This window comes from Streptomyces scabiei 87.22 (assembly GCF_000091305.1).
Taxonomy (GTDB): Bacteria; Actinomycetota; Actinomycetes; order Streptomycetales; family Streptomycetaceae; genus Streptomyces; species Streptomyces scabiei.
Map to the genome: position 1 here is coordinate 5,139,131 of NC_013929.1, position 25,083 is coordinate 5,164,213.

Annotated in this window: 21 protein-coding genes; 10 read left to right on the top strand and 11 right to left on the bottom strand. The window is 67.9% G+C overall.

The window, feature by feature from the left end:
- Window positions 1-630: 630 nt before the first annotated feature.
- Window positions 631-2,655: a chromosomal replication initiator protein DnaA gene (gene dnaA, locus SCAB_RS21775; protein ID WP_013002245.1), complete on the bottom strand. Its 2,025-nt coding sequence runs from the start codon at window positions 2,653-2,655 to the stop codon at window positions 631-633.
- Window positions 2,656-3,073: 418 nt separating this feature from the next.
- On the opposite strand from dnaA, the gene rpmH reads away from it, so the two are divergent.
- The 9 genes from rpmH (at window position 3,074) to SCAB_RS21815 (ending at window position 9,982) form a co-directional block, all read left to right on the top strand.
- Window positions 3,074-3,211 (top strand): 50S ribosomal protein L34, encoded by a 138-nt coding sequence (gene rpmH, locus SCAB_RS45145; protein ID WP_005482975.1) that lies wholly within the window; start codon window positions 3,074-3,076, stop codon window positions 3,209-3,211.
- Window positions 3,212-3,232: 21 nt separating this feature from the next.
- Window positions 3,233-3,604: a ribonuclease P protein component gene (gene rnpA / locus SCAB_RS45150; RefSeq protein ID WP_078531538.1), complete on the top strand. Its 372-nt coding sequence runs from the start codon at window positions 3,233-3,235 to the stop codon at window positions 3,602-3,604.
- Window positions 3,601-3,954, top strand: a complete 354-nt coding sequence (gene yidD, locus SCAB_RS21785) for a membrane protein insertion efficiency factor YidD (RefSeq protein ID WP_005482973.1) — start codon at window positions 3,601-3,603, stop codon at window positions 3,952-3,954. Before rnpA ends, yidD begins: the two co-directional genes overlap by 4 nt.
- A 3-nt stretch (window positions 3,955-3,957) precedes the next feature.
- Complete coding sequence (gene yidC / locus SCAB_RS21790; protein WP_013002247.1) at window positions 3,958-5,223, top strand: membrane protein insertase YidC; 1,266 nt, start codon at window positions 3,958-3,960, stop codon at window positions 5,221-5,223.
- Between the two features lie 15 nt (window positions 5,224-5,238).
- Entirely contained in the window at window positions 5,239-5,751 is a 513-nt protein-coding gene (locus SCAB_RS21795; RefSeq protein WP_013002248.1) for a Jag family protein, read from the top strand.
- A 114-nt stretch (window positions 5,752-5,865) separates the two neighbouring features.
- On the top strand, window positions 5,866-6,582 hold the full coding sequence (gene rsmG, locus SCAB_RS21800) for a 16S rRNA (guanine(527)-N(7))-methyltransferase RsmG (RefSeq protein WP_013002249.1): 717 nt from the start codon (window positions 5,866-5,868) through the stop codon (window positions 6,580-6,582).
- A gap of 290 nt (window positions 6,583-6,872) precedes the next feature.
- Window positions 6,873-7,946, top strand: a complete 1,074-nt coding sequence (locus tag SCAB_RS21805) for a ParA family protein (protein ID WP_078580166.1) — start codon at window positions 6,873-6,875, stop codon at window positions 7,944-7,946.
- The gene (locus SCAB_RS21810; RefSeq protein ID WP_041669467.1) at window positions 7,943-9,040 is read left to right on the top strand and encodes a ParB/RepB/Spo0J family partition protein; all 1,098 of its coding nucleotides are present in this window, start codon (window positions 7,943-7,945) and stop codon (window positions 9,038-9,040) included. Before SCAB_RS21805 ends, SCAB_RS21810 begins: the two co-directional genes overlap by 4 nt.
- A gap of 324 nt (window positions 9,041-9,364) precedes the next feature.
- Window positions 9,365-9,982, top strand: coding sequence for a GNAT family N-acetyltransferase (locus SCAB_RS21815; protein ID WP_013002252.1), 618 nt, complete (start codon window positions 9,365-9,367; stop codon window positions 9,980-9,982).
- 52 nt (window positions 9,983-10,034) lie between these two features.
- Here the strand turns inward: SCAB_RS21815 and trxA are convergent, their stop codons facing one another.
- The 7 genes from trxA to SCAB_RS21850 all read right to left on the bottom strand — a co-directional run bounded on the left by trxA (window position 10,035) and on the right by SCAB_RS21850 (window position 19,730).
- Window positions 10,035-10,367 (bottom strand): thioredoxin, encoded by a 333-nt coding sequence (gene trxA / locus SCAB_RS21820; RefSeq protein ID WP_005482961.1) that lies wholly within the window; start codon window positions 10,365-10,367, stop codon window positions 10,035-10,037.
- Between the two features lie 41 nt (window positions 10,368-10,408).
- The gene (gene trxB / locus SCAB_RS21825) at window positions 10,409-11,380 is read right to left on the bottom strand and encodes a thioredoxin-disulfide reductase (protein WP_013002253.1); all 972 of its coding nucleotides are present in this window, start codon (window positions 11,378-11,380) and stop codon (window positions 10,409-10,411) included.
- A 172-nt stretch (window positions 11,381-11,552) separates the two neighbouring features.
- The gene (locus SCAB_RS21830) at window positions 11,553-12,467 is read right to left on the bottom strand and encodes a hypothetical protein (protein ID WP_013002254.1); all 915 of its coding nucleotides are present in this window, start codon (window positions 12,465-12,467) and stop codon (window positions 11,553-11,555) included.
- Window positions 12,464-13,174: an RNA polymerase sigma factor SigM gene (sigM, locus tag SCAB_RS21835; protein ID WP_013002255.1), complete on the bottom strand. Its 711-nt coding sequence runs from the start codon at window positions 13,172-13,174 to the stop codon at window positions 12,464-12,466. Before sigM ends, SCAB_RS21830 begins: the two co-directional genes overlap by 4 nt.
- A gap of 25 nt (window positions 13,175-13,199) precedes the next feature.
- Window positions 13,200-14,927: a protein kinase family protein gene (locus SCAB_RS21840; RefSeq protein ID WP_037726047.1), complete on the bottom strand. Its 1,728-nt coding sequence runs from the start codon at window positions 14,925-14,927 to the stop codon at window positions 13,200-13,202.
- Window positions 14,928-15,045: 118 nt separating this feature from the next.
- Complete coding sequence (murJ, locus tag SCAB_RS21845; RefSeq protein ID WP_013002257.1) at window positions 15,046-17,277, bottom strand: murein biosynthesis integral membrane protein MurJ; 2,232 nt, start codon at window positions 17,275-17,277, stop codon at window positions 15,046-15,048.
- Between the two features lie 47 nt (window positions 17,278-17,324).
- Entirely contained in the window at window positions 17,325-19,730 is a 2,406-nt protein-coding gene (locus SCAB_RS21850; RefSeq protein WP_013002258.1) for a DUF6049 family protein, read from the bottom strand.
- Window positions 19,731-19,964: 234 nt separating this feature from the next.
- On the opposite strand from SCAB_RS21850, the gene SCAB_RS21855 reads away from it, so the two are divergent.
- On the top strand, window positions 19,965-21,413 hold the full coding sequence (locus tag SCAB_RS21855) for a CCA tRNA nucleotidyltransferase (RefSeq protein WP_013002259.1): 1,449 nt from the start codon (window positions 19,965-19,967) through the stop codon (window positions 21,411-21,413).
- Between the two features lie 97 nt (window positions 21,414-21,510).
- Here SCAB_RS21855 and SCAB_RS21860 read toward each other — a convergent pair whose 3' ends face one another.
- From SCAB_RS21860 to SCAB_RS21870, 3 genes are all read right to left on the bottom strand, one after another.
- The gene (locus SCAB_RS21860; protein WP_013002260.1) at window positions 21,511-22,845 is read right to left on the bottom strand and encodes an MFS transporter; all 1,335 of its coding nucleotides are present in this window, start codon (window positions 22,843-22,845) and stop codon (window positions 21,511-21,513) included.
- An 80-nt stretch (window positions 22,846-22,925) separates the two neighbouring features.
- Window positions 22,926-24,008, bottom strand: coding sequence for an inositol-3-phosphate synthase (locus tag SCAB_RS21865; RefSeq protein WP_013002261.1), 1,083 nt, complete (start codon window positions 24,006-24,008; stop codon window positions 22,926-22,928).
- A gap of 44 nt (window positions 24,009-24,052) precedes the next feature.
- A complete protein-coding gene (locus SCAB_RS21870) occupies window positions 24,053-24,733 on the bottom strand; it encodes a PadR family transcriptional regulator (protein WP_013002262.1) in 681 nt (226 codons plus the stop codon).
- Window positions 24,734-25,083: the final 350 nt, after the last annotated feature.

Here is a 25,083-nt window from a genome sequence, read left to right on the forward strand (position 1 = left end):
CCCAGGTTTACCCGTCTTTCCCACAGCCCAACCAGGCAACTTCGTGTGACGCCTTTCACTCGACACAGTGAGGAAGCGCGTTGGCTTGCCGAACAGTGGACAGGCATGTGGAGAAGCCGTCGATCACTGGGGACAACCGGGCGTGACCTGTGGGCCGTCGGTGGACAACCTCGTCCACAGTCTGTGGATCATCGCTTCGTCCACAGCCTGTGGAGATCTTTCGTCCACGAATCCACAGGGGACTGACCTGGCCTGATGATCCCTCAGCAAGCGCCCCTGTGGACACGATCTGCATAACTTCCCGGTCCCCAGGGTGTGGACGGAAGAAAGTCCCCGAATCTGTGGAGGGAGGCCGTAACCCGGCTGGTATTCGAACACCTGATGTCAATCCGACGACGTCCGAAGCCGGCTCGACGACGTCCGAAGCCGGCTCGACGACGTCCGAAGCCGGCTCGACGACGTCCGAAGCCGGCTCGACGAGGTCCGGAAGCCGCCTCGACGGTGTCCGACGGCCGGCGCGACGGCGTCCGAAGCAGGCCCGGCGGCGTCCGGAGGCCGGCCCCGAGAACGCCGAAGGCGCCCTCGGGAACGCGTCCCGGGGCGCCTTCGGCGGCGTACGACGGCCCTTCGTCAGCCGTTCTTGATGCGGTTCGTCAGCTCCGTCACCTGGTTGTAGATGGAGCGCCGCTCGGCCATGAGCGCGCGGATCTTGCGGTCGGCGTGCATGACGGTGGTGTGGTCACGGTTGCCGAACTGTGCGCCGATCTTGGGCAGCGACAGGTCGGTCAGTTCCCGGCACAGGTACATGGCGATCTGCCGGGCGGTCACGAGGGCGCGGCCGCGAGAGGTCCCGCAGAGGTCCTCGACCGTGAGGCCGAAGTAGTCGGCCGTCGCGCCCATGATCGCGGTGGCCGTGATCTCGGGGGACGCGTTCTCGCCGCCAGGGATCAGGTCCTTGAGGACGATCTCGGTCAGACCGAGGTCCACCGGCTGCCGGTTGAGCGACGCGAACGCCGTCACCCGGATCAGGGCGCCCTCCAGCTCGCGGATGTTGCGGGAGATGCGGGACGCGATGAACTCCAGCACCTCCGGCGGGGCGTTGAGCTGCTCCTGCACCGCCTTCTTGCGCAGGATCGCGATCCGCGTCTCCAGCTCGGGCGGCTGGACGTCGGTGATCAGACCCCACTCGAAACGGTTCCGCAGCCGGTCCTCCAGTGTCACCAGCTGCTTCGGCGGCCGGTCGCTGGAGAGCACGATCTGCTTGTTCGCGTTGTGGAGCGTGTTGAAGGTGTGGAAGAACTCCTCCTGCGTCGACTCCTTGTCCGCAAGGAACTGGATGTCGTCCACGAGCAGGATGTCCATCTCCCGGTACCGCTTGCGGAAGCTGTCGCCCTTGCCGTCGCGGATGGAGTTGATGAACTCGTTGGTGAACTCCTCCGAGCTCACGTACCGCACACGCGTGCCCGGATAGAGACTGCGCGCGTAGTGCCCGATCGCGTGCAGCAGGTGCGTCTTGCCGAGTCCGGACTCCCCGTAGATGAAGAGGGGGTTGTACGCCTTGGCGGGAGCCTCGGCGACGGCCACCGCGGCCGCGTGCGCGAAACGGTTCGAGGCGCCGATGACGAAGGTGTCGAAGAGGTACTTCGGGTTCAGGCGTGCCGTCGGCTCCCCCGGGCCGGACGCCGGCGCGGGCTGCGCCGCCAGCGGGCCGGGAGCGCTGCTCGCCGGGCCGCCCCGGTGCACGTGCCCGGAGCCGGGTGGCGGCTCGGGAAGCTCGCGCCGGTCCTGGCGCGGATAGTCGGAGTCGGCACCCGGCCGGTCGTAGTCGCCGCGGTGCTGGTCGTACTCGGAACGCTGCTGGTCGTAGGGCGACCGGTCCCTCGACTGCGAGCGGTAGTCCGACGACGGCGAGGCGTAGGGATCCCGCTCCGGGAAACCGAGCCGCTGCTGCTGCCAGCCGTAGTCGTCCTGCGAGGGCCGCGGCCAGGCGCCCGGTTCGGGCCGCTGGTACTCGGACGGATACGCGGGGCGCGCGGTCGGAAGCTGGTCGGAACGGCCGGCGGGGTGTTCCGAGCGAGGAGGCGGCAACTGCTCGCCGGCCCCGCCGCCCAGCTGCTCGCCGCGTCCCGGGCCGCGGTCCTCGGCACGGTGACGGCCGTATCCGTCGTAGGGGTCGCGGGCCTGGCCGTCGTATCCGTTCTGCGGCTCGTACGTGTTCTTGTTCTCGTAGGCGTTCTGGTTCTCGTATCCACCGCGCGCGTCGCGCCCCTGCCCGTCGTACGGGGCCCTGCTGTCGTAGCCGTCCCGGCTCTGGGCCGGGACGGAGGGCAGCTCCGGCTCCTCGAAACGGCGCTGGACCGGCGGGGGCGGCTGCTCGCCTACGGAGCTGTCGACGGTGATCGCGATACGGATCGGGCGGCCGCACTCCCGGCTCAGGGTCTCGCTGACGATCGGCGCGAGACGACCCTCCAGTACGCCCTTGGCGAACTCGTTCGGAACGGCGAGCAGAGCCGTGTCCGCGACCAGTGCCAGAGGCTGGCAGCGCTTGATCCAGCGCTCGTCCTTCACCTCGACGCCTTGACCGTGGCCCTCACCGAGGAGCTTCTCCAGTACGCGTGGCCACACTGCGGCAAGATCGGCAGGTACGTCAGCCACAGGGCACGCTCTCTCACAGGTCCCACGAACGTGTGGTTCTGGGACGGGTCGGTTTCGGAACTCGGGTGGGGCACTCCGAACGCGGGGCTGGTGGGCGGGTCGGGCCCCGGCAGCCAAGGGAAGAGGAACGGATCGGAGTTCAGTCACGGTAGTCACGGCGACGGGTACGGTTCAAGTTGTTGTCCCCAGCCTGTGGACAGTGTCTCGCTGTGACCTCCGGTTTGACCGGATGGCGTAGCCGCGCGTACCGTAACCAGGTCGAGTTGTCGATGGCTGCTGCCGCCTGCCTCCGATGGGCACAGATCGCGTCAGGTGATCGGACAGCGGTGCACTCGGGCGTTTATACGAGCTACTCGTGGGCGCACGGTGACAGCCAGGACGGCACCCGCCAAACACCGATTTCTTCTGGAGCCCCCGAGTGAGCAAGCGCACCTTCCAGCCGAACAACCGTCGTCGCGCGAAGACCCACGGCTTCCGCCTGCGGATGCGTACCCGTGCCGGTCGCGCGATTCTCGCGAACCGTCGCAGCAAGGGTCGCGCCAGCCTGTCCGCCTGATCCTGATCAGGTCATGACGTCGTGCTGCCTACCGAGCATCGGCTGAGGCGGCGCGAGGACTTCGCGACCGCGGTACGACGAGGACGCCGGGCAGGCCGCCCACTCCTCGTCGTTCACCTACGTAGCGGTGCCACGGACCCGCACGCGCCTGGGGAGAGCGCTCCCCCGACGCGTGCGGGTTTCGTCGTGAGCAAAGCCGTCGGTGGCTCGGTCGTCCGTAACAAGGTGAAGCGCAGGCTTCGCCATCTGATGCGCGATCGAGTCGCCCTGTTGCCCCCCGGTAGCCTGGTAGTAGTACGAGCGCTGCCCGGAGCGGGTGACGCCGACCACGTACAACTGGCCCAAGACCTGGACGCCGCCCTGGGGCGGCTGCTGGGAGGGGGCGCACGATGAAGTACCCGCTGCTGGCACTGATCAAGCTGTACCAGTGGACGATCAGTCCGCTGCTCGGGCCGGTGTGCAAGTACTACCCGTCGTGCTCCCACTACGGCTACACGGCCATCGACCGTCACGGTGCGATCAAGGGAACGGCACTCACAGCCTGGCGCATCCTGCGGTGCAATCCGTGGTCGCTCGGCGGTGTGGACCATGTCCCGCCGCGCAAGCGCCCACGGTGGCACGAGATGGTGCGTGGCACGTGGCGCGCACGCAAGGGCGGGTCCTCCGCCGCCGAACCGGCCACCGAAGGGCACGTTCCTTCGAGCCCGGCCGCCGAGAGCCCGTCCCATGCCCAAGGAGCATGATTAGTGGACACGATTGCCAGCCTCTTCAGCTTCATCACGACACCTGTCTCCTGGGTCATCGTCCAGTTCCACACGGTGTACGGCGCCGTCTTCGGCCCTGACACCGGATGGGCCTGGGGCCTGTCCATCGTGTCCCTGGTGATCCTCATCCGTATCTGCCTGATCCCGCTCTTCGTGAAGCAGATCAAGGCGACCCGGGCGATGCAGACGCTTCAGCCCGAGATGAAGAAGATCCAGGAGCGCTACAAGAACGACAAGCAGCGCCAGTCCGAAGAGATGATGAAGCTGTATAAGGAGACGGGTACCAACCCGCTCTCCTCGTGCCTTCCCATCCTGGCGCAGTCCCCGTTCTTCTTCGCCCTGTACCACGTGCTCAACAGCATCGCGAACAACGACACCATCGGTGTCATCAACCAGAGCCTGCTGGAGAGCGCGCAGAAGGCGCACATCTTCGGAGCCCCGCTCGCGGCGAAGTTCACCGACAGCACCGCCGACGTCGTCGCGCTCGACGCCTCGCTGACCACGGTCCGTATCGTCACCGCGGTCATGATCGTCCTGATGTCCGCGTCGCAGTTCTACACGCAGCGCCAGCTGATGACGAAGAACGTCGACACCACGGTGAAGACGCCGTTCATGCAGCAGCAGAAGATGCTGATGTACGTCTTCCCCGTCATGTTCGCGGTCTTCGGCATCAACTTCCCGGTCGGTGTCCTCGTCTACTGGCTGACCACCAACGTGTGGACCATGGGCCAGCAGATGTACGTCATCCACAACAACCCGACCCCGGGTTCCAAGGCGCAGGCCGCCTATCTGGAGCGTCTCTTCAAGCACGTCACGCGGCACGGCAAGACCCGCAACCGCCGCGAGCGGGCCATCGTCAAGGCCATTGTCGTCAAGGGCCGCGACCGCAACGAGCACGAGCGGAAGTTCATCACCGGCCTGGGCAAGGAGGGCCTCGCGGCCCAGAGCGACGGCACGGTGATCAAGAGCGAGGTCGCCGTCGCCACGGCCGAGGACGGCACACCGACCCCCGGTACGCCCAAGCGTCAGCAGCCCAAGCGCCAGAGCAAGGCCCAGCGTCAGTCCGGCGGCGCGAGGAGCGTCGACGACGACGAGCCGAAGAACGAGCCCACGTCGCTGAGCAAGTCCGACCAGCCGGAGGACGCCAAGCCGGCGGCCGCGGCCAAGCCCGGCAACGGTGGCCGCAGCAAGGCCCAGTCCGGTCAGCGCAAGGGCCAGCAGCGCCCCAAGTCCCCGTCCAAGAAGTAAGAAGGAGTTCCTCCCGTGACGGAAGGCACCACCTCCACCGCCTCCGAGGGTGGCGACACCCTGACCCGCCTGGAGCAGGAGGGTGAGATCGCGGCGGACTACCTGGAAGGTCTGCTGGACATCGCAGACCTCGACGGCGACATCGACATGGACGTCGAGGCCGACCGTGCCTCTGTCTCGATCATCAGCGACTCCGGTGGCCGCGACCTGAACAAGCTCGTCGGCCGTGAGGGTGAGGTGCTCGAGGCGCTCCAGGAGCTGACGCGCCTGGCCGTGCACCGCGAGACCGGTGACCGCAGCCGTCTGATGCTGGACATCGCGGGTTACCGCGCCCAGAAGCGCACCGAGCTCTCCGAGCTGGGTGCCAAGGCGGCCGCCGAGGCGAAGAGCAGCGGCGAGCCCGTGAAGCTGAAGCCGATGACGCCGTTCGAGCGCAAGGTCGTGCACGACGCGGTCAAGTCGGCCGGCCTGCGCAGCGAGTCCGAGGGCGAGGAGCCGCAGCGCTTCGTCGTCGTGCTGCCCGCCTGATTCGGTACGTAGTTTCTCCGGCCCCGTCTGCCCGCAGGCGGGGCCGAACTTTGTCAGCCTGTTGTTCTGATGTCAGCGCCCAGTGCGCCCTTGCTGTACGGAAGGACGGTCCCCGTGACGGAGTCAGCGGAGCTCCCCCCTGCGCCCGAGCAGGCACGCGACGTATTCGGTGATCGCTACGAGGACGCGGTCCGGTACGCCGAGCTGCTGGCCGAGGCGGGAGTGCAGCGAGGGCTCATCGGCCCGCGTGAGGTGCCCCGCCTGTGGGAGAGGCATCTGCTGAACTGTGCGGTGCTCTCCGAGGTCGTCCCCGAGGGCGTCACGGTGTGCGATGTCGGGTCCGGCGCCGGCCTTCCCGGTATTCCGCTGGCCCTCGTCCGGCAGGACCTGAAGATCACGCTGCTGGAGCCGCTGCTGAGGCGCACGAACTTCCTGACCGAAGTCGTCGAGCTCCTGGGTCTCGATCATGTGACCGTCGTCCGTGGCCGGGCCGAGGAGGTCCTCGGGACCCTGCAGCCCGTCCACGTGGTGACGGCCCGCGCAGTGGCCCCGCTGGACCGACTGGCCGCCTGGGGCATTCCTCTGCTGCGCCCCTACGGAGAGATGCTCGCCCTCAAGGGAGACACCGCGGAGGAGGAGCTGAAGAGCGCGGCCTCGGCTCTCAGTAAGCTCGGCGCGGTGGAGACCTCGGTCCTTCATGTCGGCGAGGGCGTGGTCGACCCCCTGTCCACGGTCGTGCGGGTCGAGGTCGGGGAGAGCCCGGGTGGCGTGCGCTTTGCCGCGAAGAGGGCCAAGGCGGCCCGGACGGGTCGCGCCCGCCGACGCCGCTAGGTGCTGGTCCCGGACCTTCGCTGATCCGTCCTGACGACGCGCCCCTACTCCACACAAGGTGCCAAACCTCCGTGTTCCGGAGTGTCGCGTCAGCGTGGCCTGTGACGCTGGGCATCGTGTTTCACGTGAAACGTCGCTCATTGCTGCACGGCATCATCAGCCGTGGCCGCGCCGCGGCCGAACCGCGCGACCGGAAGCCTCTCGGGTCACTCGGAGAGGTAACGGAGTTTTCCACAGAGGTGGAATTCTCCACAGAAGACCAGGCCTCACTGGTTCACGACCCCGAAGGCATGGGAGGCTCTGTTCATTGCGAGCCTGAAGTCGAGGAGAGTGAATCCTTGCGGTCCGACGCCAACATCGCGGGACCGATGACCGATCCGGTCCCCGGTCCCCGTACCGAGTCGATGGGGGACGATGTTTCACGTGAAACACCGCCCCCGATGGACGACACTCCCATCGGCCGTGCTGCCCAGCTGGCGGTAGAGGCTCTGGGCCGGGCCGGCGAAGGTCTGCCCCGGCCCGAGCAGACCAGAGTCATGGTCGTCGCCAACCAGAAGGGCGGGGTGGGCAAGACCACGACGACGGTCAACCTCGCCGCTTCGCTGGCTCTGCACGGCGCCCGTGTCCTGGTGATCGACCTCGACCCTCAGGGCAACGCATCCACCGCGCTGGGGATCGACCATCACGCCGAGGTGCCCTCCATCTACGACGTGCTGATCGACAGCAAGCCTCTGGCGGAAGTCGTCAAGCCCGTTGCCGACGTAGAGGGTCTCTTCTGTGCTCCGGCCACGATCGATCTCGCCGGTGCGGAGATCGAGCTGGTGTCCCTCGTGGCACGAGAGAGCCGGCTGCAACGAGCGATTCAGGCGTACGAGCAGCCCTTGGACTACATCCTCATCGACTGCCCGCCCTCGCTCGGCCTGCTGACGGTGAACGCCATGGTCGCCGGCCAGGAGGTACTCATCCCGATCCAGTGCGAGTACTACGCGCTGGAGGGCCTCGGTCAACTGCTCCGCAACGTCGACCTGGTACGGGGGCACCTCAACCCCATTCTTCACGTGTCGACCATCCTGCTCACCATGTACGACGGCCGGACACGTCTGGCGTCCCAGGTCGCCGACGAGGTGCGCACCCACTTCGGCGAGGAGGTGCTGCGGACGAGCATTCCCCGCTCGGTCCGCATCTCCGAGGCGCCGAGCTATGGGCAGACGGTGCTGACCTACGATCCAGGATCGAGCGGTGCCCTCTCCTATCTTGAGGCGGCACGAGAAATCGCACTGAAGGGCGTGGGCGTGGGGTACGACCCGACGCAGGCCCACATCGGTGCTCAGAACAATCCGAGTGTGGTGGAGGGCGTCCAGTGAGTGATCGACGGAGGGGGTTGGGCCGTGGTCTCGCCGCACTGATCCCAGCGGCGGCGACAGGAGAGAAGGATTCTCCCGCGGCGGGAGCATCCGCAACCGCGCCATCGGCGGTGCCATCTGTCTTCACCCCGGAGCGTGGGGTGGGAGCCTCGAAGGTGGCCACCCTCTCGCCTGTTTCACGTGAAACAGAGGAAGCGTCTCCGAACGGTGCGGCGGAGCGGCCGGCCGCTCCCGTCGGCGCCTACTTCGCCGAGCTGCCTCTCGACTCCATCACCCCGAACCCGCGTCAGCCGCGCGAGGTGTTCGACGAGGACCTTCTTCAGGAACTCGTCACCTCCATCAAAGAGGTGGGTCTGCTCCAGCCCATCGTCGTTCGTCAGGTGGGTCCGGCTCGCTACGAGCTGATCATGGGTGAGCGGCGCTGGCGTGCCTGCCACGAGGCCCAGCTGGAAGCGATCCCGGCGATCGTGCGAGCGACGGACGACGAGAAGCTGCTGCTGGACGCGCTTCTGGAGAACCTCCACCGTGCCCAGCTGAACCCGCTGGAAGAAGCGTTCGCCTACGACCAGTTGCTCAAGGACTTCAACTGCACGCACGATCAGCTGGCGGACCGTATCGGTCGGTCCCGCCCGCAGGTCTCCAACACGCTGCGTCTGCTGAAGCTCTCGCCGGCGGTCCAACGTCGGGTGGCCGCCGGTGTTCTCTCCGCGGGGCACGCTCGGGCACTGCTCTCCGTCGAGGACTCGGAGGAGCAGGACAAGCTGGCTCACCGGATCGTGGCCGAGGGACTCTCGGTGCGAGCCGTGGAAGAGATCGTCACCCTCATGGGATCGCACCCGAAGGCTTCCACGCGGTCCAAGGGCCCACGTGCCGGCTCGGTGCCCTCTCCGGCGCTGGGTGAACTCGCGACCCGCCTCTCGGATCGTTTCGAGACCCGGGTGAAGATCGATCTTGGCCAGAAGAAGGGCAAGATCACTGTGGAGTTCGCTTCCACGGAGGATCTGGAGCGGATTCTGAGCACGCTCGCCCCGGGCGAGAAGCTGGCACTGCAGAGGAGTCTGCTGGACGACGACTCGGAGGAGACGGAGGTCTGAGTCTCCTGAGGGAGGGGCCCGCCTTCGGCCCGTCGACCGCCTGAGCGGGCTGTGTCCGATGTATACCGGACACAGCCCGCTCTTTGCTTTGAGGCGGTATCGAGGCAATCACATCGTGGATACGATGCGTTCGGGTAGGGCGCATCGACTGGCGGGTCTTCTGTGGAGAGGCGGAGCCATGCGAACCGTGAGCCGTTCCGGACTGGTGACGGCAGGTCTGGGACTGGGGGCGGTCGGCGGATTCATCGGCAGTCTGCTCCGGGAGCGGAGCGCTCTGACAGCCGCTCGCGGCGCTGCGGGCGAAGGAAGCGAGGAACAGCCTTTATGGGGCGTCGGCTCGTACCGCTCACGCTGGACAACCTTCAGGACATCCCCAAGCGCTGTCGCTCGTGTGTCTTCTGGGAACTCGACCCAGTCAGCGGCGAGGCCGCGGTAAGAGCAGGCACTCCCGCTCTGGAGAAAGAGGCGTGGATCTCCGCTGTCCTACTGGACTGGGGGTCGTGCGGCCGGGTCGTCTACGTGGACGAGGTACCGGTGGGGTTCGTGCTGTACGCGCCTCCGGCCTATGTGCCCCGTGCTCTGGCGTTCCCTACAAGTCCGGTGTCTCCGGACGCGGTTCAGTTGATGACCGCCTTCATTACACAGGGCTATCAGGGCCAGGGGCTCGGTCGTGTGATGGTGCAGACGGTCGCCAAGGATCTACTGCGGCGGGGCTTCAAGGCGATCGAGGCCTTCGGGGACGCCCGGTGGAAGGAGCCCGCCTGCGTCCTCCCGGCTGATCACCTGACGGCGGTGGGCTTCAAGACGGTTCGCCCTCACCCTACTTATCCGCGCCTGCGGTTGGAGCTGAGGACGACGCTCTCCTGGAAGGAGGACGTCGAGTTGGCGCTGGACCGACTTCTCGGTGCCGTGCAGAAGGAGCCGGCGTTGCGGCCGTTGTAAAACGAAGAGGCCGACCCGCTCGGGTCGGCCTCTTCATGTTTCACGTGAAACATCACTCGGCGATGAAGTCCTCGAGATCGCGCACGATCGCTGCCTTGGGCTTGGCACCGACGATCGTCTTGGCGACCTCACCGGCCTGGTAGACGTTCAGCGTCGGGATGGACATGACGCCGTACTTGGCCGCCGTGGCCGGGTTCTCGTCGATGTTGAGCTTGACGATCTCGATCTTGTCGCCGTACTCCTGGGCGATCGCTTCGAGGGAGGGCGCGATCTGGCGGCACGGGCCGCACCAGGCGGCCCAGAAGTCCACCAGGACGGGCTTGTCGTTCTTGAGGACATCCTGCTCGAAGGAGTCGTCGGTCACGTTCTTCAGAGTGCCGGCCACTGAGGGCTCCTAACTGGTTGGTGCGGTGGGGCGGACGGGGGTCAGACAGTGGTCTTCTCGGGCTCGGCGGTCTGGTCGCCATCGGCGAGAGCAGCGAGGTACCGCTCGGCGTCCAGGGCCGCGGCACAGCCGGTGCCGGCCGCGGTGATCGCCTGACGGTACGTGTGGTCCACGACGTCACCAGCGCCGAAGACGCCGGTCAGGTTCGTCCGGGTCGACGGGGAGGCCACCTTCAGATAGCCCTCGTCGTCCAGATCGAGCTGACCCTTGAAGAGTTCCGTGCGCGGGTCGTGGCCGATCGCGATGAATAGGCCCGTCACCGGCAGCTCGGACGTCTCGCCCGTCTTGAGGTTGCGCAGCTTCAGTCCGGCGAGCTTCTGGTCGCCCTGGATCTCGGCGACCTCGCTGTCCCACACGAAGGAGATCTTCGGGTCGGCGATCGCGCGATCCTGCATCGCCTTGGAGGCGCGCAGCGTGTCCCGGCGGTGCACGACGGTCACGGACTTGGCGAACCGGGAGAGGAAGGTGGCCTCTTCCATCGCCGTGTCCCCGCCGCCGATCACGGCGATGTCCTGGTCCTTGAAGAAGAACCCGTCACAGGTGGCACACCAGGAGACACCGCGGCCGGAGAGCGCGTCCTCGTTGGGCAGCCCGAGCTTGCGGTGCTGGGAGCCCGTGGTGACGATGACGGCCTTGGCGCGGTGCACGGTGCCGCCCGTGTCCGTGACGGTCTTGATCTCGCCGCTGAGGTCCACGGCGACGATGTCGTCCGGAATGAGCTCGGCACCGAATCGTTCGGCCTGGCCACGCATGTTGTCCATGAGGTCGGGACCCATGATGCCGTCCCGGAAGCCGGGGAAGTTCTCCACCTCGGTGGTGTTCATCAGCGCGCCGCCTGCGGTGACGGCGCCCTCGAACACCAGCGGCCTCAGCGACGCGCGCGCGGTGTAGAGCGCCGCCGTGTAGCCGGCGGGCCCGGAGCCGATGATGATCACGTTACGGACGTCGCTCACGGCTTGATTCCTCGTCTCTGGAGACTGCTGCGTACCTGCCGGTGGGAGCTGCTCTCGGAACTCTCACCCCACCCAACGGATCCTAAGGGGCGCGCATTCCCACTGTGTCCGGGCACACGGAGACAGCGCACCGCCCGGGGAGCCCGGACAGACACAACGAGCGAGGCAGCCCTCAGGAGCGAGGGTAGGACTGCTTCAAGAGAACGTCACCGGAGGATTCCGTGGCCCTGCCCACACAGGAGGCGTCGACGACATACGCGGTGACGCGTGAGTCGTCGGCACCGTCGGGCAGCAGCACGAGATAGGCGTCCGCTCCCCGGTAGGTACCGGGCTCGGAAGCGATCGCACCAGTGACGTCGCCGATGCCCTTGGCGATACAGCCGGGGACCTCGGCCTTGAGGACCGTGTTCCTGTTCTTGTCGGGCGCCGTCGCGGTCCCGAAGGACTCCTTGCTGGGCGAGCGCTTGGTCCCGTTGCTGTTGTTCTCGCCCAGGAGCGCCTGGACCCGCTTCTCCAGCTTCACGCCGGAGAAGGTCGTAGAGGCCGCTGTCGCAGTCTCCGGCCCGGGACCATCGCTCTTACCGCCCGACTGGACGAGGACTGCCCCGAAGCCCAGGGCCACGATCGCGAAGACGGCACCGATGACAGTCGTACGACGCTTGGGGCGCCTCTTACCGGTGCGTCCGGGGCCGGTGGACGCGCGTGGATGACCGGCAGGTCGATCCACCGTCGGCGATGTTTCACGTGAAACATGCGTGGTGTCCTCTTCCCGTCCCGTGCGGGAGACGCCAGCGGAGGCAGGCTCCGCGGTGGCCTCCTGCCTCTGGGCCCCGGCGTTCAGAAGGGCCTCGGCGGCCAGGGCCGCGTCGATCCTCCCTGCCACGTCGTCAGGCATACGGGGAGGGCCCGGCAGGGTGCCGAGGAGACCACGGATCTCCTCGAGCGAGTCATAGACATCGGCGCAGAGGGAGCACTCGTCCAGATGCTGCCGTAGGTGAGTCGTCCGTGACGCGGGGAGCAGACCTTCGCTGAGGTCGGAGATCTCCGCGACGTCGGGGTGTCCGGCCGTGTCGGTCGTGGATGTCACGCTCGCCCACCTCCGCCCTTCACAGCAGCTGAATCGCTTGGTCCTGCATCATGTGGTCCCGCTGCGGGTGGGACGGATGTCCCCTGCGTCCGGTTCCTTCCGCGGTCCGACTTTCTGCCGCCGCCCTCGGCATCCGCACGTAGATGGGTCAGCAGCGGCAGGAGTCTGGCTCTGCCTCGGGCACAGCGGCTCTTCACCGTGCCGGTCGGCACGTCGAGAATGCGTGCGGCCTCGGCGACCGGATAGCCCTGCATGTCCACCAGGACGAGCGCCGCCCGCTGATCCTTCGGCAGGGTGCCGAGGGCTTCCAGTAGCTGACGGTGCAGATCATTGCGCTCGGCCGGAGCGGAAGCGGACTCGTGCGGCTCCAGGAGCTGCTCCAGGCGCTCGGTGTCGTCGACGGGCGACGTCTTGCGCGAGGCGGCCTTGCGGGCCCGGTCCAGGCAGGCGTTCACCGTGATGCGGTGCAGCCACGTCGTGACGGCGGCCTGGCCCCGAAAGGTATGGGCGGCCCGATAGGCGGACACCAGCGCGTCCTGGACGGCGTCGGCGGCCTCCTCGCGGTCGCCCAGCGTCCGCAGGGCCACCGCCCACAACCGGTCCCGGTGCCGTCGTACGAGCTCACCGAAGGCATCGGGGTCGCCCGCCACATGCCGGGCCAGGAGATCCTGATCGCTTACGTCGCTGTGATCAGCGCTGTGCGCCATCGGACCCCCCTCCACCGGTGAGCTCTCAGCCCATGAACTTCACGTCGGTGATCGCCTGCTTGTAACCGGAACCACTGAACTGGTCACGGTTCGCGTAGGGCACGTCCGTGAGCCAGACGAGAACGTACCGGGTCTTCACCGCCTTCTTGGCGGAGATCTTCAGGTCCGTGCCGCTCGTCCTGTTCGTGGCGATCTTCGTCATGGAGCTGAGGGGGGCGGACGACGACAGGGAGTCGGCCGCGTACAGCGTGGCCGTCGTGTGGTCGCCGGTGTAGTAAAGCCCTATCGAGGCGGCTGACACCTCCTTGACCGAGCCCAGGTCGTAGACGATGCCGACACCCTGCTTGAACGGCGCCAGGGTAGGACCGTCGTTGTAGGAGTACGTCCGCCAGTACGTCGACGAGCTGTTGTCGTACGTCAGCCTCGCGTCGCCTGCGTGCTGCGGCTTGCCGTCCGGGTAGTACTCCGCGGCGCCCTTGATGCCGAGCGTGGTGACGGGCTTGGCCTTGTCGGTGCCCTTGTCGTTGCCGTCGGTCGACTGGCTGGTGTCCGGTTCGCCGGACTGGCCCCTGCTGTTCATGAGGGTGTCGGCCAGCTGCCAGCTGCCGAGACCGAGCGCGGCGATCAGCAGCGCCGAGACGGCCCACTTCAGAACCTTGCCGGTTCGGCTCTGCAACGGAGGCGGCGGGGTCTGGATCGGCTGGGTGAGACCCGGGTGCGGTGCCTGCCGGCCGTAGGTCCCCTGCTGGTACGTCGTGTGCTGGTAGTCGGGCGGCGCGGTGAACGCGGGCTCCGGCGGGCGGATGCGCGGCATCTCCCCGACCGCCTTCACCAGTTCCTCCGGCGTCGTGCACGGAGCCTCGTGGCGGGAGGCGGTGGCGCCGTCGTTGACGAGGGCGCGCATGGAAAGCTCCGACAGCCCCCTGTGGACGCCCGCACGGACCTGGTCGGGCGCGATGAGCCCGACACCCTTGGGGAGCCCGGAGAGGCCGTGCGCGTCGTTCTCGTACGGCCAGCGCTGGGTGAGGGCGGCGTACAGCAGCGCGCCGATCGCCTCCGTGTCCGTCCGCTGCGGGGTGTCCGAGCTGATGCCGCGCAGCGCGGCGTTCACCGCGAGACCGCGGATGCGCCACTGCCCGGAGGCGGAACGCAGCACGGCGCTCGGATTGAGCCGCAGGTGTGCGAGGCCCTCGCGGTGTGCGGCGGCCATGGCGTGCGAGACCTGCGTGACCATCTGGTACGCGTCGTGCGGCTCCAGCGGCCCGGAAGCCAGCAGCGCCGTCAACTCCGTGGCGTCGGGCAGCCATTCGTGCACCACGTAGACGAGGTCGTTCTCCTCGACGGCGTCGAGGACCTGGACGAAGCGGGGGTCCCCGAGCAACGCCGAGGACCGGGCCGCCGCCAGCACGGAGCGGGCGCGCGCGTGGTCGGCGGGCAGTACGTGCACGCCGACGGCGCGACGCAGTTTCTCGTCCACGGCACGCCAACTGCTGAAACCGTCCAGACGGGTGACGCACTCCTCCAGGCGGTATCGTCTGGCGAGTTTGTGGCCGCTGTGCAATTCGGGCGGTGTCGTCTGCGAAGGGTTGCCGGTATCGCCGTGTCCCTGTGCCTCTTCGCTCGCCGAGCTCTCCGTGTCCCGCTCCCGGTTCTGGGCCTCCCCGTCGGCCGTGGACTGGTCCGCTTGTGCGGTCAGCGGCTCGTCGCCGCTGTTGTCTGCCACGTCGACGGCAGCCGTGCTCCGTTCCGCCACCGTCGTTCCTGCCTCCCCATCCGTTGAGCGCTCTGACACGCCAAAGCCAATTGTGCCCACAGTCCGCCGCTATGAGCGACACGCGGCGGCGGACGATGGTTGTGCGCGTACCCCGACCTCAGCGCCCCAGCCGTCCGCGGACCATGCCGACCATCGAGTTGAGCTCTTCGATGCGCATGCGTCGCGCGGCCACGTAGAACACGCCGAGCAAGACGATTCCTCCCCCTGCGAGCGCGAGCATCGAGCCGCCGACGCCCTGTCCCAGGGTCCGGCTGATGCCGTAGCAGGCGGCTCCGCTGAGCAGCGCCGCGGGCAGCGAGGCGATGGACAGCCGCGCGTACGTCCGCATGACCCTGGATCCGTCCAGATCGCCACCCAGCCGCTTCTTGAGCCGGCGCCAGGCGATACCGACACCGATCATGTAGGCCAGACCGTACGAGGCCGCCATACCGACCACGGCCCAGCGCGCCGGGATCACGAAGAAGCAGACCGCGGAGGCGCTCGCGTTGACGGCTGCCACGATGACCGTGTTGTAGAACGGGGTCCGGGTGTCCTCGTACGCGTAGAAGGCGCGCAGGACCACGTACTGCACGGAGTAGGGGATCAGGCCGAGCCCGAAGGCCATCAGCATGAAGCCCATGTTGGTGGCCGCGCCGGTGCCGGAGGAGCCGAAGATCAGCGTGCACATCGGGATGCCGAGGGCGAGGAAGCCGAAGGCGATCGGCACGATGGCGACCGCGGTGGTGCGCAGGCCCTGCGAGATGTCGTCCCGGACGGCGCCCGTGTCGTCCTCGGCGGCCGAGCGGGAGATGCGCGGCAGGAGGGCGGCCATGAGCGAGACGGTGATGATGGCCTGGGGCAGGCCCCAGATGAGCTGGGCGTTGGCGTACGAGGCGAATCCTGTGCCCTTTGAGGGGGAGCCGATGCCTGCTGCCGTGGCCAGCTGGGTGACCACGAGCGCGCCCGCCTGGTTGGCCAGGACGAACAAGATCGTCCACTTGGCCAGCATCGCGGCCTTGCCGAGGCCGTGGCCCTTCCAGTCGAAGCGAAGCCGCAGCCGGAACCCGGTCTCCCGCAGGTACGGGATCATCGCGAGAGCCTGGACCACGAGCCCGAGCAGAATGCCGACGCCCAGGAGCCGCACTCCCTCGGCAGGGATGTTGTCCACGTTCATGTGGGAGTCGGCGGCGCTGCCGTAGACCCAGAGGAATGCGCCGAGGGTGACGATGATGACCACGTTGTTGAGGACCGGGGTCCACATCATGGCGCCGAACCGGCCGCGTGCGTTGAGGATCTGCCCCATCACCACGTGGACACCCATGAAGAAGATGGAGGGGAGGAAGTAACGGGTGAAGGTGACCGCCGTCTCGTTGGCGGCGGCGTTGTCGGCGACCCCCACCGACAGGGCTCGGACCAGGAGCGGAGCAGCGAACATCGCGAGTGCCGTGAGAAGCCCGAGGACCACCATGACGAGGGTCAGCAGGCGGTTGGCGTAGGCCTCGCCGCCATCGTCGTCGTCCTTCATGGCGCGCACGAGCTGCGGAACGAAGACGGAGTTGAGGCCGCCACCGACGGTCAGGATGTAGATCATCGTCGGCAGCTGATAAGCCACCTGGAAGGCGTCGCCCAGCAGGGCGAGACCCAGAGCAGAGACGATCATCGCCGACCGGATGAACCCGGTGAGGCGCGACACCATGGTGCCCGCCGCCATCACGGCGCTCGACTTCAGCAGGCCCGACGCCCGCCCGCCCTTCTTCGGCGCAGGCGCCGGTGTGGATGCGGGCGTGGGCGCAGGAGCGGGTTTCTGGTACGCAGGACGGCCAGGGCCGGGCGAAGGGGCGGGGGCCGGCCCGGGCACGGAAGGCTGGCCCACGGGCGTGGGGCCGCTCTGCTGCTGGTCGCGGAAGAGATGCGCGAACGCGTCCGGCTCGTGGCGCTCCTCGCCGGCCTGGGTCACCAGGTCGTCCACGCCGACGAACTGCGTCGTACGGGCATCGTCGCCGTACGGCAGATGCCGGGTCGGTCCTTCGGGCTCGGGAGCCGGTGTCTGGGCCCACACGCGCGGGTCGGGCGCGTACTGCGGTGACGACGGCTGCGCGTAGAGAGGCTGCTGCGGCTGATAGGTGCCGGGAGCGGGCGGGGGGTGTGCGGCACGGTCGTAGAGCGCCTCGGCCACCGGATCCTGGGCGGAGAGATCACGCGCGCGGTAGGGGTCCTGGTCGTAGGCGTCCTGGAGGTACATGTCCGCGGGAGGCTGCGGCGGCACCTGGCCCGGCCCGGGCAGCGGGCCGTCGGGATACCCCGAGTCGGCCGCGCCCTGGCCGCGGTCACCGTCGTACGGCGCGTTCATGCTTACCCCACCTCATCGTCCCCGGGCCAACCGGCCACGACAATCGCTCAACGGTCCACTCTCTCACCCGTGCCGGACGGGTCGGCGCTTTCCGGAGCGGTGTCCGGTGCCGGGTCACTCGCGTGCTCCGGCTCATCCGTCCCGGACTTCGCCGGGGAATCCTCCTCGGCAGTGTGTACGACTGAGGCCGCTTCGGTGTTCGCTTCCTCGTCCGTCGGAGCCTCTTCCGGTGAGTCGTCGTCCGTCGGGGCTTCCTCCCCCTCCAGCCGGGCGGCCGCACGCTTACGCTGTGTGTACATCCGGAAGCCGGCGAGGACCAGGAGCAGGACACCACCGGCGATGACCAGCATGACCGTGGGCGTGATCTCGGTGACGTTCACCGTGAATCTGACCTCGTCACCATACTTCTCGCCGTCCGCGGTGTAGAGCTGGGCCACGACGTCGGCCTTGCCGTTGGCTTCGGCGTTGGTGGTGAACTTCACGGACTCGCTGTGGCCGCCGGAGATGTCGACGGACTGCTCCCCGGAGGCCTTGTCACCGATCTTCAGGCGCTTCGGTGCCATCGACTCGAGCCGTAGTGTCAGGTCGACGCTCTGCACGAGGTTGTTCTGCACGGTCACGGGGATCGTGGCGCTGCGGCCGGAGAGCTTCGTCTCCGACTTCTCGATCAGCCGGACCTGGCCGGTGAGCGAGTTGAGGTACGACTGCACGCTGTTGCGGTAGACCGCCGCGTCCATGGAGCGGCCCCGCCAGGAGGTGGACATCTCCCGGTCCATGGTCCTGCCGAACGGCGTCACCACACGGGACGGGTCGGTGAGGATCACCTTGAAGCGGTCGAGGTCGGCCTGAGTGCCCTGGATCTCCTCGAACGCCGACTTGGGCAGGGCCTGCTTCCGCAGCGACCTGGGGTAGGCCGAGGCGGACGGAATCCTGGTGCTGGCGCGCGGGTCGGGCTTCGCCGCGGCGGCCTCGGACAGTCCCTGTGGCTGCGACCAGTTGCCCCCTTGGAGTGCCGTCAGGGCCTGGGCCATCGTCTGGGCCTGACTCGCCGTCGGCATCCGCTGGGGGGCGATCACGATGCTGCGCTGCTTGTTGTTCTGGAGGTCGGTCACCAGGCTCTGGGCCAGGAACCTCTGCACCGCCAGCGTCGAACTCTCGGCCTTCGTCATGTCGCCCTGGAAGGCTGTCGACAGCCGGGCGTCCGCGACCACCGCCGTGGTGCCGCCACCGATGGGCCGGGCCGCGTTGGGCGTGTAGGAGAGGCCGCTGCTCTCCTGCAGGCTGTCGCTGCGGGCGATCACCTTGTCGGCACCGCCGGAGATGGCGACCTTGACGACCGACGGGTCGACGGCGCCGTTGACCGGCCACGCGAAGTCCGTCTCCGGAACCACCCGGAGGATGTTCTCGACTGTGTCCGAGGCCACATCGGTGGCGCCCTTCAGCCGGCTCAGGGAGCCGGCGACCGTCCTGCCGTTGTGGGCCAGCGCGGCCAGGTCGGGATCGGCGAAGGGGAGAGCGACCACCTCCTCGCCCTGGACCGCGGTCTCCAGCTCCGCCAGCCAGGCCTTGGCGGCGGCCTGGTTCCTGCCGGCGACGGTGGTGCCCCGGCTCTGGACCCGGTAGTTCCCCGTCATCGCCACCACCGACGCCAGGAGATCAGGATCGATCACCCAGGTGATGTCCAGGTCCTTGCCCAGCGTCAGCATCTGCTCCAGGCGTCCGCCCGCCGAGATCTCCTTGGCGAGGTCGTCGTTCAGGAAGACGGGCGTCTGCTGCTCACCGGGGCCCGTCTCGGCCGTCAGATGGGTGGTGGAGATCAGCGGCCAGAGGTACGTCGTCTTCGTCCTGCTGCCCGCCTCGTCGGGCTGCCACGGCAGGAACGTGCGCTGGATGCCGAGAACCTGGTCGTACTGAGCGGACGCGGTCCGGCCCGAGAGCGAGACGCCCAGCTGATAGACCCCGTCGGAACCAAGATCGAGTTCCTTGACGGGCACCGAGATGGTGAAGGGCTGGGCCACACCGGAGGCGAGTGCGGGGAACTTCTCCTCGTACTTCCCGCCGACCTCCGTGCCATCGGTGAACTGGTCGAAGCCACTGCGCCTGGCTGCCTCGTCGATGGCCGAGCGGCCCGTCACGGCCGTCGATGCCACCCGGAGGCCCACGTGGGCCTCCGTGACCGTCTGCTTGCCCTTGTTGGTGACCGTGCCGGAGACGGTGACGGTGTCGCCGTCGGTGGGCACACTGGGGCTGAGCGAGTCGACGGAGACCTCGACGGTTCTCGATCCCGTGGCCTCGGCCAGGGACGCCTTCGGCGACGCCTGCGCGGCCGGGGCCGCGGGCACCTGGAACAGGCCGGCGAGCAGGGGCGCCCCGGCGAACAGTGCTCCGGTGCGCAGCAGCCACCGGCGGGCAGGTGAGGGACTGGTCCCCTGGAAGTCTGCCGCCTCGGCCACGCGCTCGCCCGTCCCTCGTCGTCGTCAGTGGTCGTCGGAATGTGCGTCCACGCATGGTAACGATGTGCGCCGAGGGGAAGTGCCGCGGTCCGCTCCACAAGATCAGGCCCAAGGTCGGGCTGTCCCTGTATGCGTACGTATCGATCGGGTCGGTGCAGGGTGCACCTGAGCGTTGCCTTGCGCACGTTCAATGGAGGCGACCGCGGCCACCGGCGCCACGTACCCTTTTCTGTTGTGCCGAACGCCAACGAAGACATCAGTGCCCTGAGCCAGGTGCAGCGCCGCGCGGTGAGTGAACTGCTGCGGGTGTCCCCCGTCGCCGACGACCTTGCACGCCGTTTCCAGCAGGCGGGATTCTCGCTCGCCCTGGTCGGGGGCTCGGTCAGGGACGCGCTGCTCGGCCGCCTCGGCAACGACCTCGACTTCACCACGGACGCCCGCCCGGAGGACGTGCTGAAGATCGTGCGTCCCTGGGCGGACGCCCTCTGGGAGGTCGGGATCGCCTTCGGCACGGTGGGGGCGCAGAAGGACGGTTACCAGATCGAGGTCACCACCTACCGTTCCGAGGCGTACGACCGGACCTCGCGCAAGCCCGAGGTGTCCTACGGCGACTCGATCGAGGAAGACCTCGTGCGCCGGGACTTCACCGTGAACGCGATGGCGGTGGCGCTTCCCGAGAAGGAGTTCATCGACCCTCATGGCGGGCTCGAGGACCTCTCGGCACGCGTGCTGCGCACTCCGGGCACCCCCGAGGACTCCTTCTCCGACGACCCGCTGCGCATGATGCGGGCCGCGCGTTTCGCCGCCCAGCTGGGCTTCGAGGTGGCCCCCGAGGTCGTCTCGGCCATGACGGCCATGGCCGGGCGTCTTGAGATCGTCTCGACGGAACGGGTACGGGACGAACTGAACAAACTGATCCTCTCCGCTCACCCCCGCGAGGGCCTGAGCCTGCTGGTCGAGACGGGCCTCGCCGAGCATGTGCTGCCCGAGCTGCCGGCGCTGCGACTGGAACGGGACGAGCACCATCGGCACAAGGACGTCTACGACCACACGCTGATCGTCCTGGAGCAGGCGATCGCGCTCGAGGACGCCGGACCGGACCTCACTCTGCGGCTCGCCGCCCTGCTGCACGACATCGGCAAGCCCCGTACCCGCCGGTTCGAGCAGGACGGCCGGGTCTCCTTCCACCACCACGAGGTGGTCGGCGCCAAGATGACCAAGAAGCGCATGACCGCCCTCAAGTACTCCAACGAACTCGTCAGGGACGTCTCGCGTCTGGTCGAACTCCACCTGCGCTTCCACGGCTACGGCATGGGTGAATGGACGGACTCCGCCGTCCGCCGCTATGTACGGGACGCCGGCCCGCTGCTGGACCGGCTCCACAAGCTGACCCGTTCCGACTGCACGACACGGAACAAGCGCAAGGCGAACGCTCTGTCCCGCGCGTACGACGGTCTGGAGGACCGGATCGCCCAGCTCCAGGAGCAGGAGGAGCTGGACGCCATCCGCCCGGACCTCGACGGCAACCAGATCATGGAGATCCTGGGTGTCGGGCCCGGTCCGGCGATCGGGCAGGCCTACAAGTTCCTTCTGGAGCTGCGCCTGGAGAACGGGCCGATGCCGCAGGACGAGGCCGTGACGGCGCTCAAGGAATGGTGGGCTCGGACGCCGGGGGTTTCCTGACGGCGGATGGTCCGATGTGAGGTACGGACAGCGGCGCGGTGCGATGTTTCACGTGAAACATCGCACCGCGCCGCTGTCCGTACCTACGGGGCCGCCGTTACTGAGGGGGTGATGTTTCACGTGAAACATCGACGCCTGCGGCTCGCCGTTGTTCGACCATGCCGAAGCGGACCATGGCGACAGCGACCAGCCCGTAGAGCACGGCCACGGAGATCACCAGAGGGGCCGAGCGGCCATCCGGAGGGAGCATCAGGGCGGCCACGGCGGCGGCACCGACGAAGGCGACGTTGAACAGGACGTCGTAGAGCGAGAAAATCCGCCCTCGGTAGCCGTCCTCCACGGAGGACTGCACGATCGTGTCCGTGGCGATCTTGGCTCCCTGGGTGATCAGCCCCAGAACGAACGCCGCGATCAGCAGGGGCGCTTGCGTGAAGGGCAGGCTGAGGGGCGGAGCAAGCAGGGCTGCGGCGACGGAGCAGCTGACGATCCAGCGGCTCGGCCCCAGCCTTCCGGCAGCCCAGGGCGTGATCACTGCCGCGGTGAAGAATCCCACCCCCGAGATCCCCACGGCGAGCCCCAGCAGGGCAAGTCCCTCCTCGGAGCCGGACGCGTCGGAACTGCCGGACGGCCAGGCGTACCGGCAGAGCATGAGGACCATGACCGTCAGGGCGCCGTAGCAGAAGCGCATCAGCGTCATCGATGCCAGTGCCCAGGCCGCCGTCCGCCGCCCGGGCTCGGTGAGATGCCGCAGCCCCGCCGCCAGGCCCCGTGCGGTCCCGGCGAGCGCGGAACGCAACTGAAGCTGCACCGAATCCGGCTCCGGGCCCAGCAGGTCGCGGGCCATACGCACTGAGGCGAGGGCCGCACACAGGTAGAGGGCCGACCCGAACAGCACCACCGTCGCGTCGGAGTCCGGGCCCACGAGCCGGACGACGAAGGCGAGTCCGCCGCCGGCGGTCGCGGCCAGCGTTCCGGCTGTCGGGGAGAGCGAGTTGGCTACCACCAGGCGGTCGGGGTCCACCACCCGGGGCAACGTGGCGGAGAGCCCCGCCAGCACGAAGCGATTGACCGCGGTGACGCTCAGGGCGGAGACGTAGAAGAGCCAGTCGGGTACATGGCTCAGGATCAGGAGGGCCGTCACGGAGGCCAGGAGGGCACGCAGCAGGTTTCCGTACAGCAGTACCTGACGGCGCCGCCAGCGATCCAGCAGCACGCCCGCGAATGGGCCGACGAGGGAGTACGGAAGGAGCAGAACCGCCATGGCGGAGGCGATGGCCGCCGCTGACGTCTGCTTCTCGGGAGAGAAGACGACATAGGTGGCGAGGGCGACCTGGAAGACCCCGTCGGCTCCCTGGGACAGCAGACGCACGGCCAGCAGGCGCCGGAAGTCGCGGAGGCGGAGCAGGACGCGCAGGTCGCGCACGACGGACATGGGGCCCAACCTCACCTATAGGGGAGGGCCCCCGGGCGCATGACCCGGAGACCCTCAACAGCCCACTACGAGCGCTTGGATCAGCGCTCGACCTCGCCCTTGATGAACTTCTCGACGCTCTCGCGGGCCTCGTCGTCGAAGTACTGCACCGGCGGGGACTTCATGAAGTACGAGGACGCCGACAGGATCGGGCCACCGATGCCGCGGTCCTTGGCGATCTTCGCGGCGCGGAGAGCGTCGATGATGACGCCGGCGGAGTTCGGGGAGTCCCAGACCTCGAGCTTGTACTCCAGGTTCAGCGGGACGTCTCCGAACGCACGGCCCTCGAGGCGGACATACGCCCACTTGCGGTCGTCGAGCCAGGCGACGTAGTCGGACGGGCCGATGTGGACGTTCTTCTCGCCGAGCTCCCGGTCAGGGATCTGCGAGGTGACAGCCTGCGTCTTGGAGATCTTCTTGGACTCCAGGCGCTCACGCTCGAGCATGTTCTTGAAGTCCATGTTGCCGCCGACGTTCAGCTGCATCGTGCGGTCCAGGACGACACCCCGGTCCTCGAACAGCTTCGCCATGACGCGGTGCGTGATGGTGGCACCCACCTGCGACTTGATGTCGTCACCGACGATCGGGACGCCCGCCTCGACGAACTTGTCCGCCCACTCCTTGGTACCGGCGATGAAGACCGGAAGGGCGTTGACGAAGGCGACCTTGGCGTCGATGGCGCACTGGGCGTAGAACTTCGCCGCGGCCTCGGAACCGACGGGCAGGTAGCAGACGAGAACGTCGACCTGCCTGTCCTTCAGCACCTGGACCACGTCCACCGGGGCCTCGGCGGACTCCTCGATGGTCTCGCGGTAGTACTTGCCGAGACCGTCGAGGGTGTGGCCGCGCTGCACGGTCACTCCGCTGGCGGGCACGTCACAGATTTTGATCGTGTTGTTCTCGGAGGCGCCGATGGCGTCCGCGAGGTCGAGGCCGACCTTCTTGGCGTCGACGTCGAAGGCGGCGACGAACTCCACGTCACGCACGTGGTAGTCGCCGAACTGCACGTGCATGAGCCCCGGGACCTTCGACGCCGGGTCGGCGTCCTTGTAGTACTCGACTCCCTGCACCAGCGACGCGGCGCAGTTGCCCACACCGACGACGGCTACGCGAACCGAACCCATTCCGGCTGCTCCCTGTGTGTACGAGTGAGGTCCTGGCAGGGACCTCACGTGGTGGTGTCGCCGGGCGCATCCGGCCCGGGGAGATCCCCGGGCCGGGGCAGGGCGCCCGGCGCTCCCTCTGTGGTGTCGCGAGCGGGCTCTGCGTCGCCGGGACCCTTCAGGTCCCGGCCTGCCCGCTCGCTCTCGATGAGCTCGTTCAGCCAGCGCACTTCGCGCTCCACGGACTCCATCCCGTGGCGCTGGAGCTCGAGCGTGTAGTCGTCGAGGCGTTCTCGGGTGCGCGCCAGCGAGGCCCGCATCTTCTCCAGCCGTTCCTCCAAACGGCTGCGACGGCCCTCCAGGACGCGCATACGCACATCACGGGAGGTCTGCCCGAAGAACGCGAAGCGAGCAGCGAAGTGCTCGTCCTCGTAGGCATCGGGACCCGTCTGCGAGAGCAGCTCCTCGAAGTGCTCCTTACCTTCCGCCGTCAACCGGTAGACGATCTTGGCGCGGCGGCCCGTGAGCGGGACGGCGGCAGCATCTTCCGGGGTACCACCCGGTTCCTCGATCAACCAGCCGTTCGCGACCAGCGTCTTGAGGCAGGGGTACAGGGTCCCGTAGCTGAACGCACGGAACACACCCAACGACGTGTTGAGTCGTTTGCGCAGCTCGTAGCCGTGCATCGGGGCTTCGCGGAGCAGACCGAGGACGGCGAACTCGAGTATCCCGGAGCGCCGGCTCATCGTCGCCTCCCCTCTCCCGTTGGCCCCGTCGACACGGTTTATGCCGAGCTGATGTATCGACTCGATACATCCAGACGATAGAACGCCCCTACGGATGCGACAAGTGGGGATTCGGTGAACGGGGTCACATCACCGATTGGTAGGAAGCAAGTTGCCTGATTTGGGGTGAAGTTCGGTGCTCAGTGGGTTTTGGCGGTGCGTAGTCTGTGCGGCATGCACACCACTGGGAACCGAGTGACGTTTGAGCACGTCGCCGTCCTGGGTGCGGTACGGATGAATGCCAGCACGACCGCATCCGTACTTCGGGGGGACCGGAAACCAGCCGCCGTTTCCAGGCGCGCACGGGTGCG

Coding starts and splice junctions, on each gene's coding strand:
- yidD (WP_005482973.1), top strand. CDS start 3,601: ATGAAGTACCCGCTGCTGGCACTGATCAAGCTGTACCAGTGGACGATC.
- SCAB_RS21805 (WP_078580166.1), top strand. CDS start 6,873: ATGGGAGGCTCTGTTCATTGCGAGCCTGAAGTCGAGGAGAGTGAATCC.
- SCAB_RS21815 (WP_013002252.1), top strand. CDS start 9,365: ATGGGGCGTCGGCTCGTACCGCTCACGCTGGACAACCTTCAGGACATC.
- sigM (WP_013002255.1), bottom strand. CDS start 13,174: ATGGCGCACAGCGCTGATCACAGCGACGTAAGCGATCAGGATCTCCTG.
- murJ (WP_013002257.1), bottom strand. CDS start 17,277: ATGAACGCGCCGTACGACGGTGACCGCGGCCAGGGCGCGGCCGACTCG.
- SCAB_RS21860 (WP_013002260.1), bottom strand. CDS start 22,845: ATGTCCGTCGTGCGCGACCTGCGCGTCCTGCTCCGCCTCCGCGACTTC.
- SCAB_RS21865 (WP_013002261.1), bottom strand. CDS start 24,008: ATGGGTTCGGTTCGCGTAGCCGTCGTCGGTGTGGGCAACTGCGCCGCG.
- SCAB_RS21870 (WP_013002262.1), bottom strand. CDS start 24,733: ATGAGCCGGCGCTCCGGGATACTCGAGTTCGCCGTCCTCGGTCTGCTC.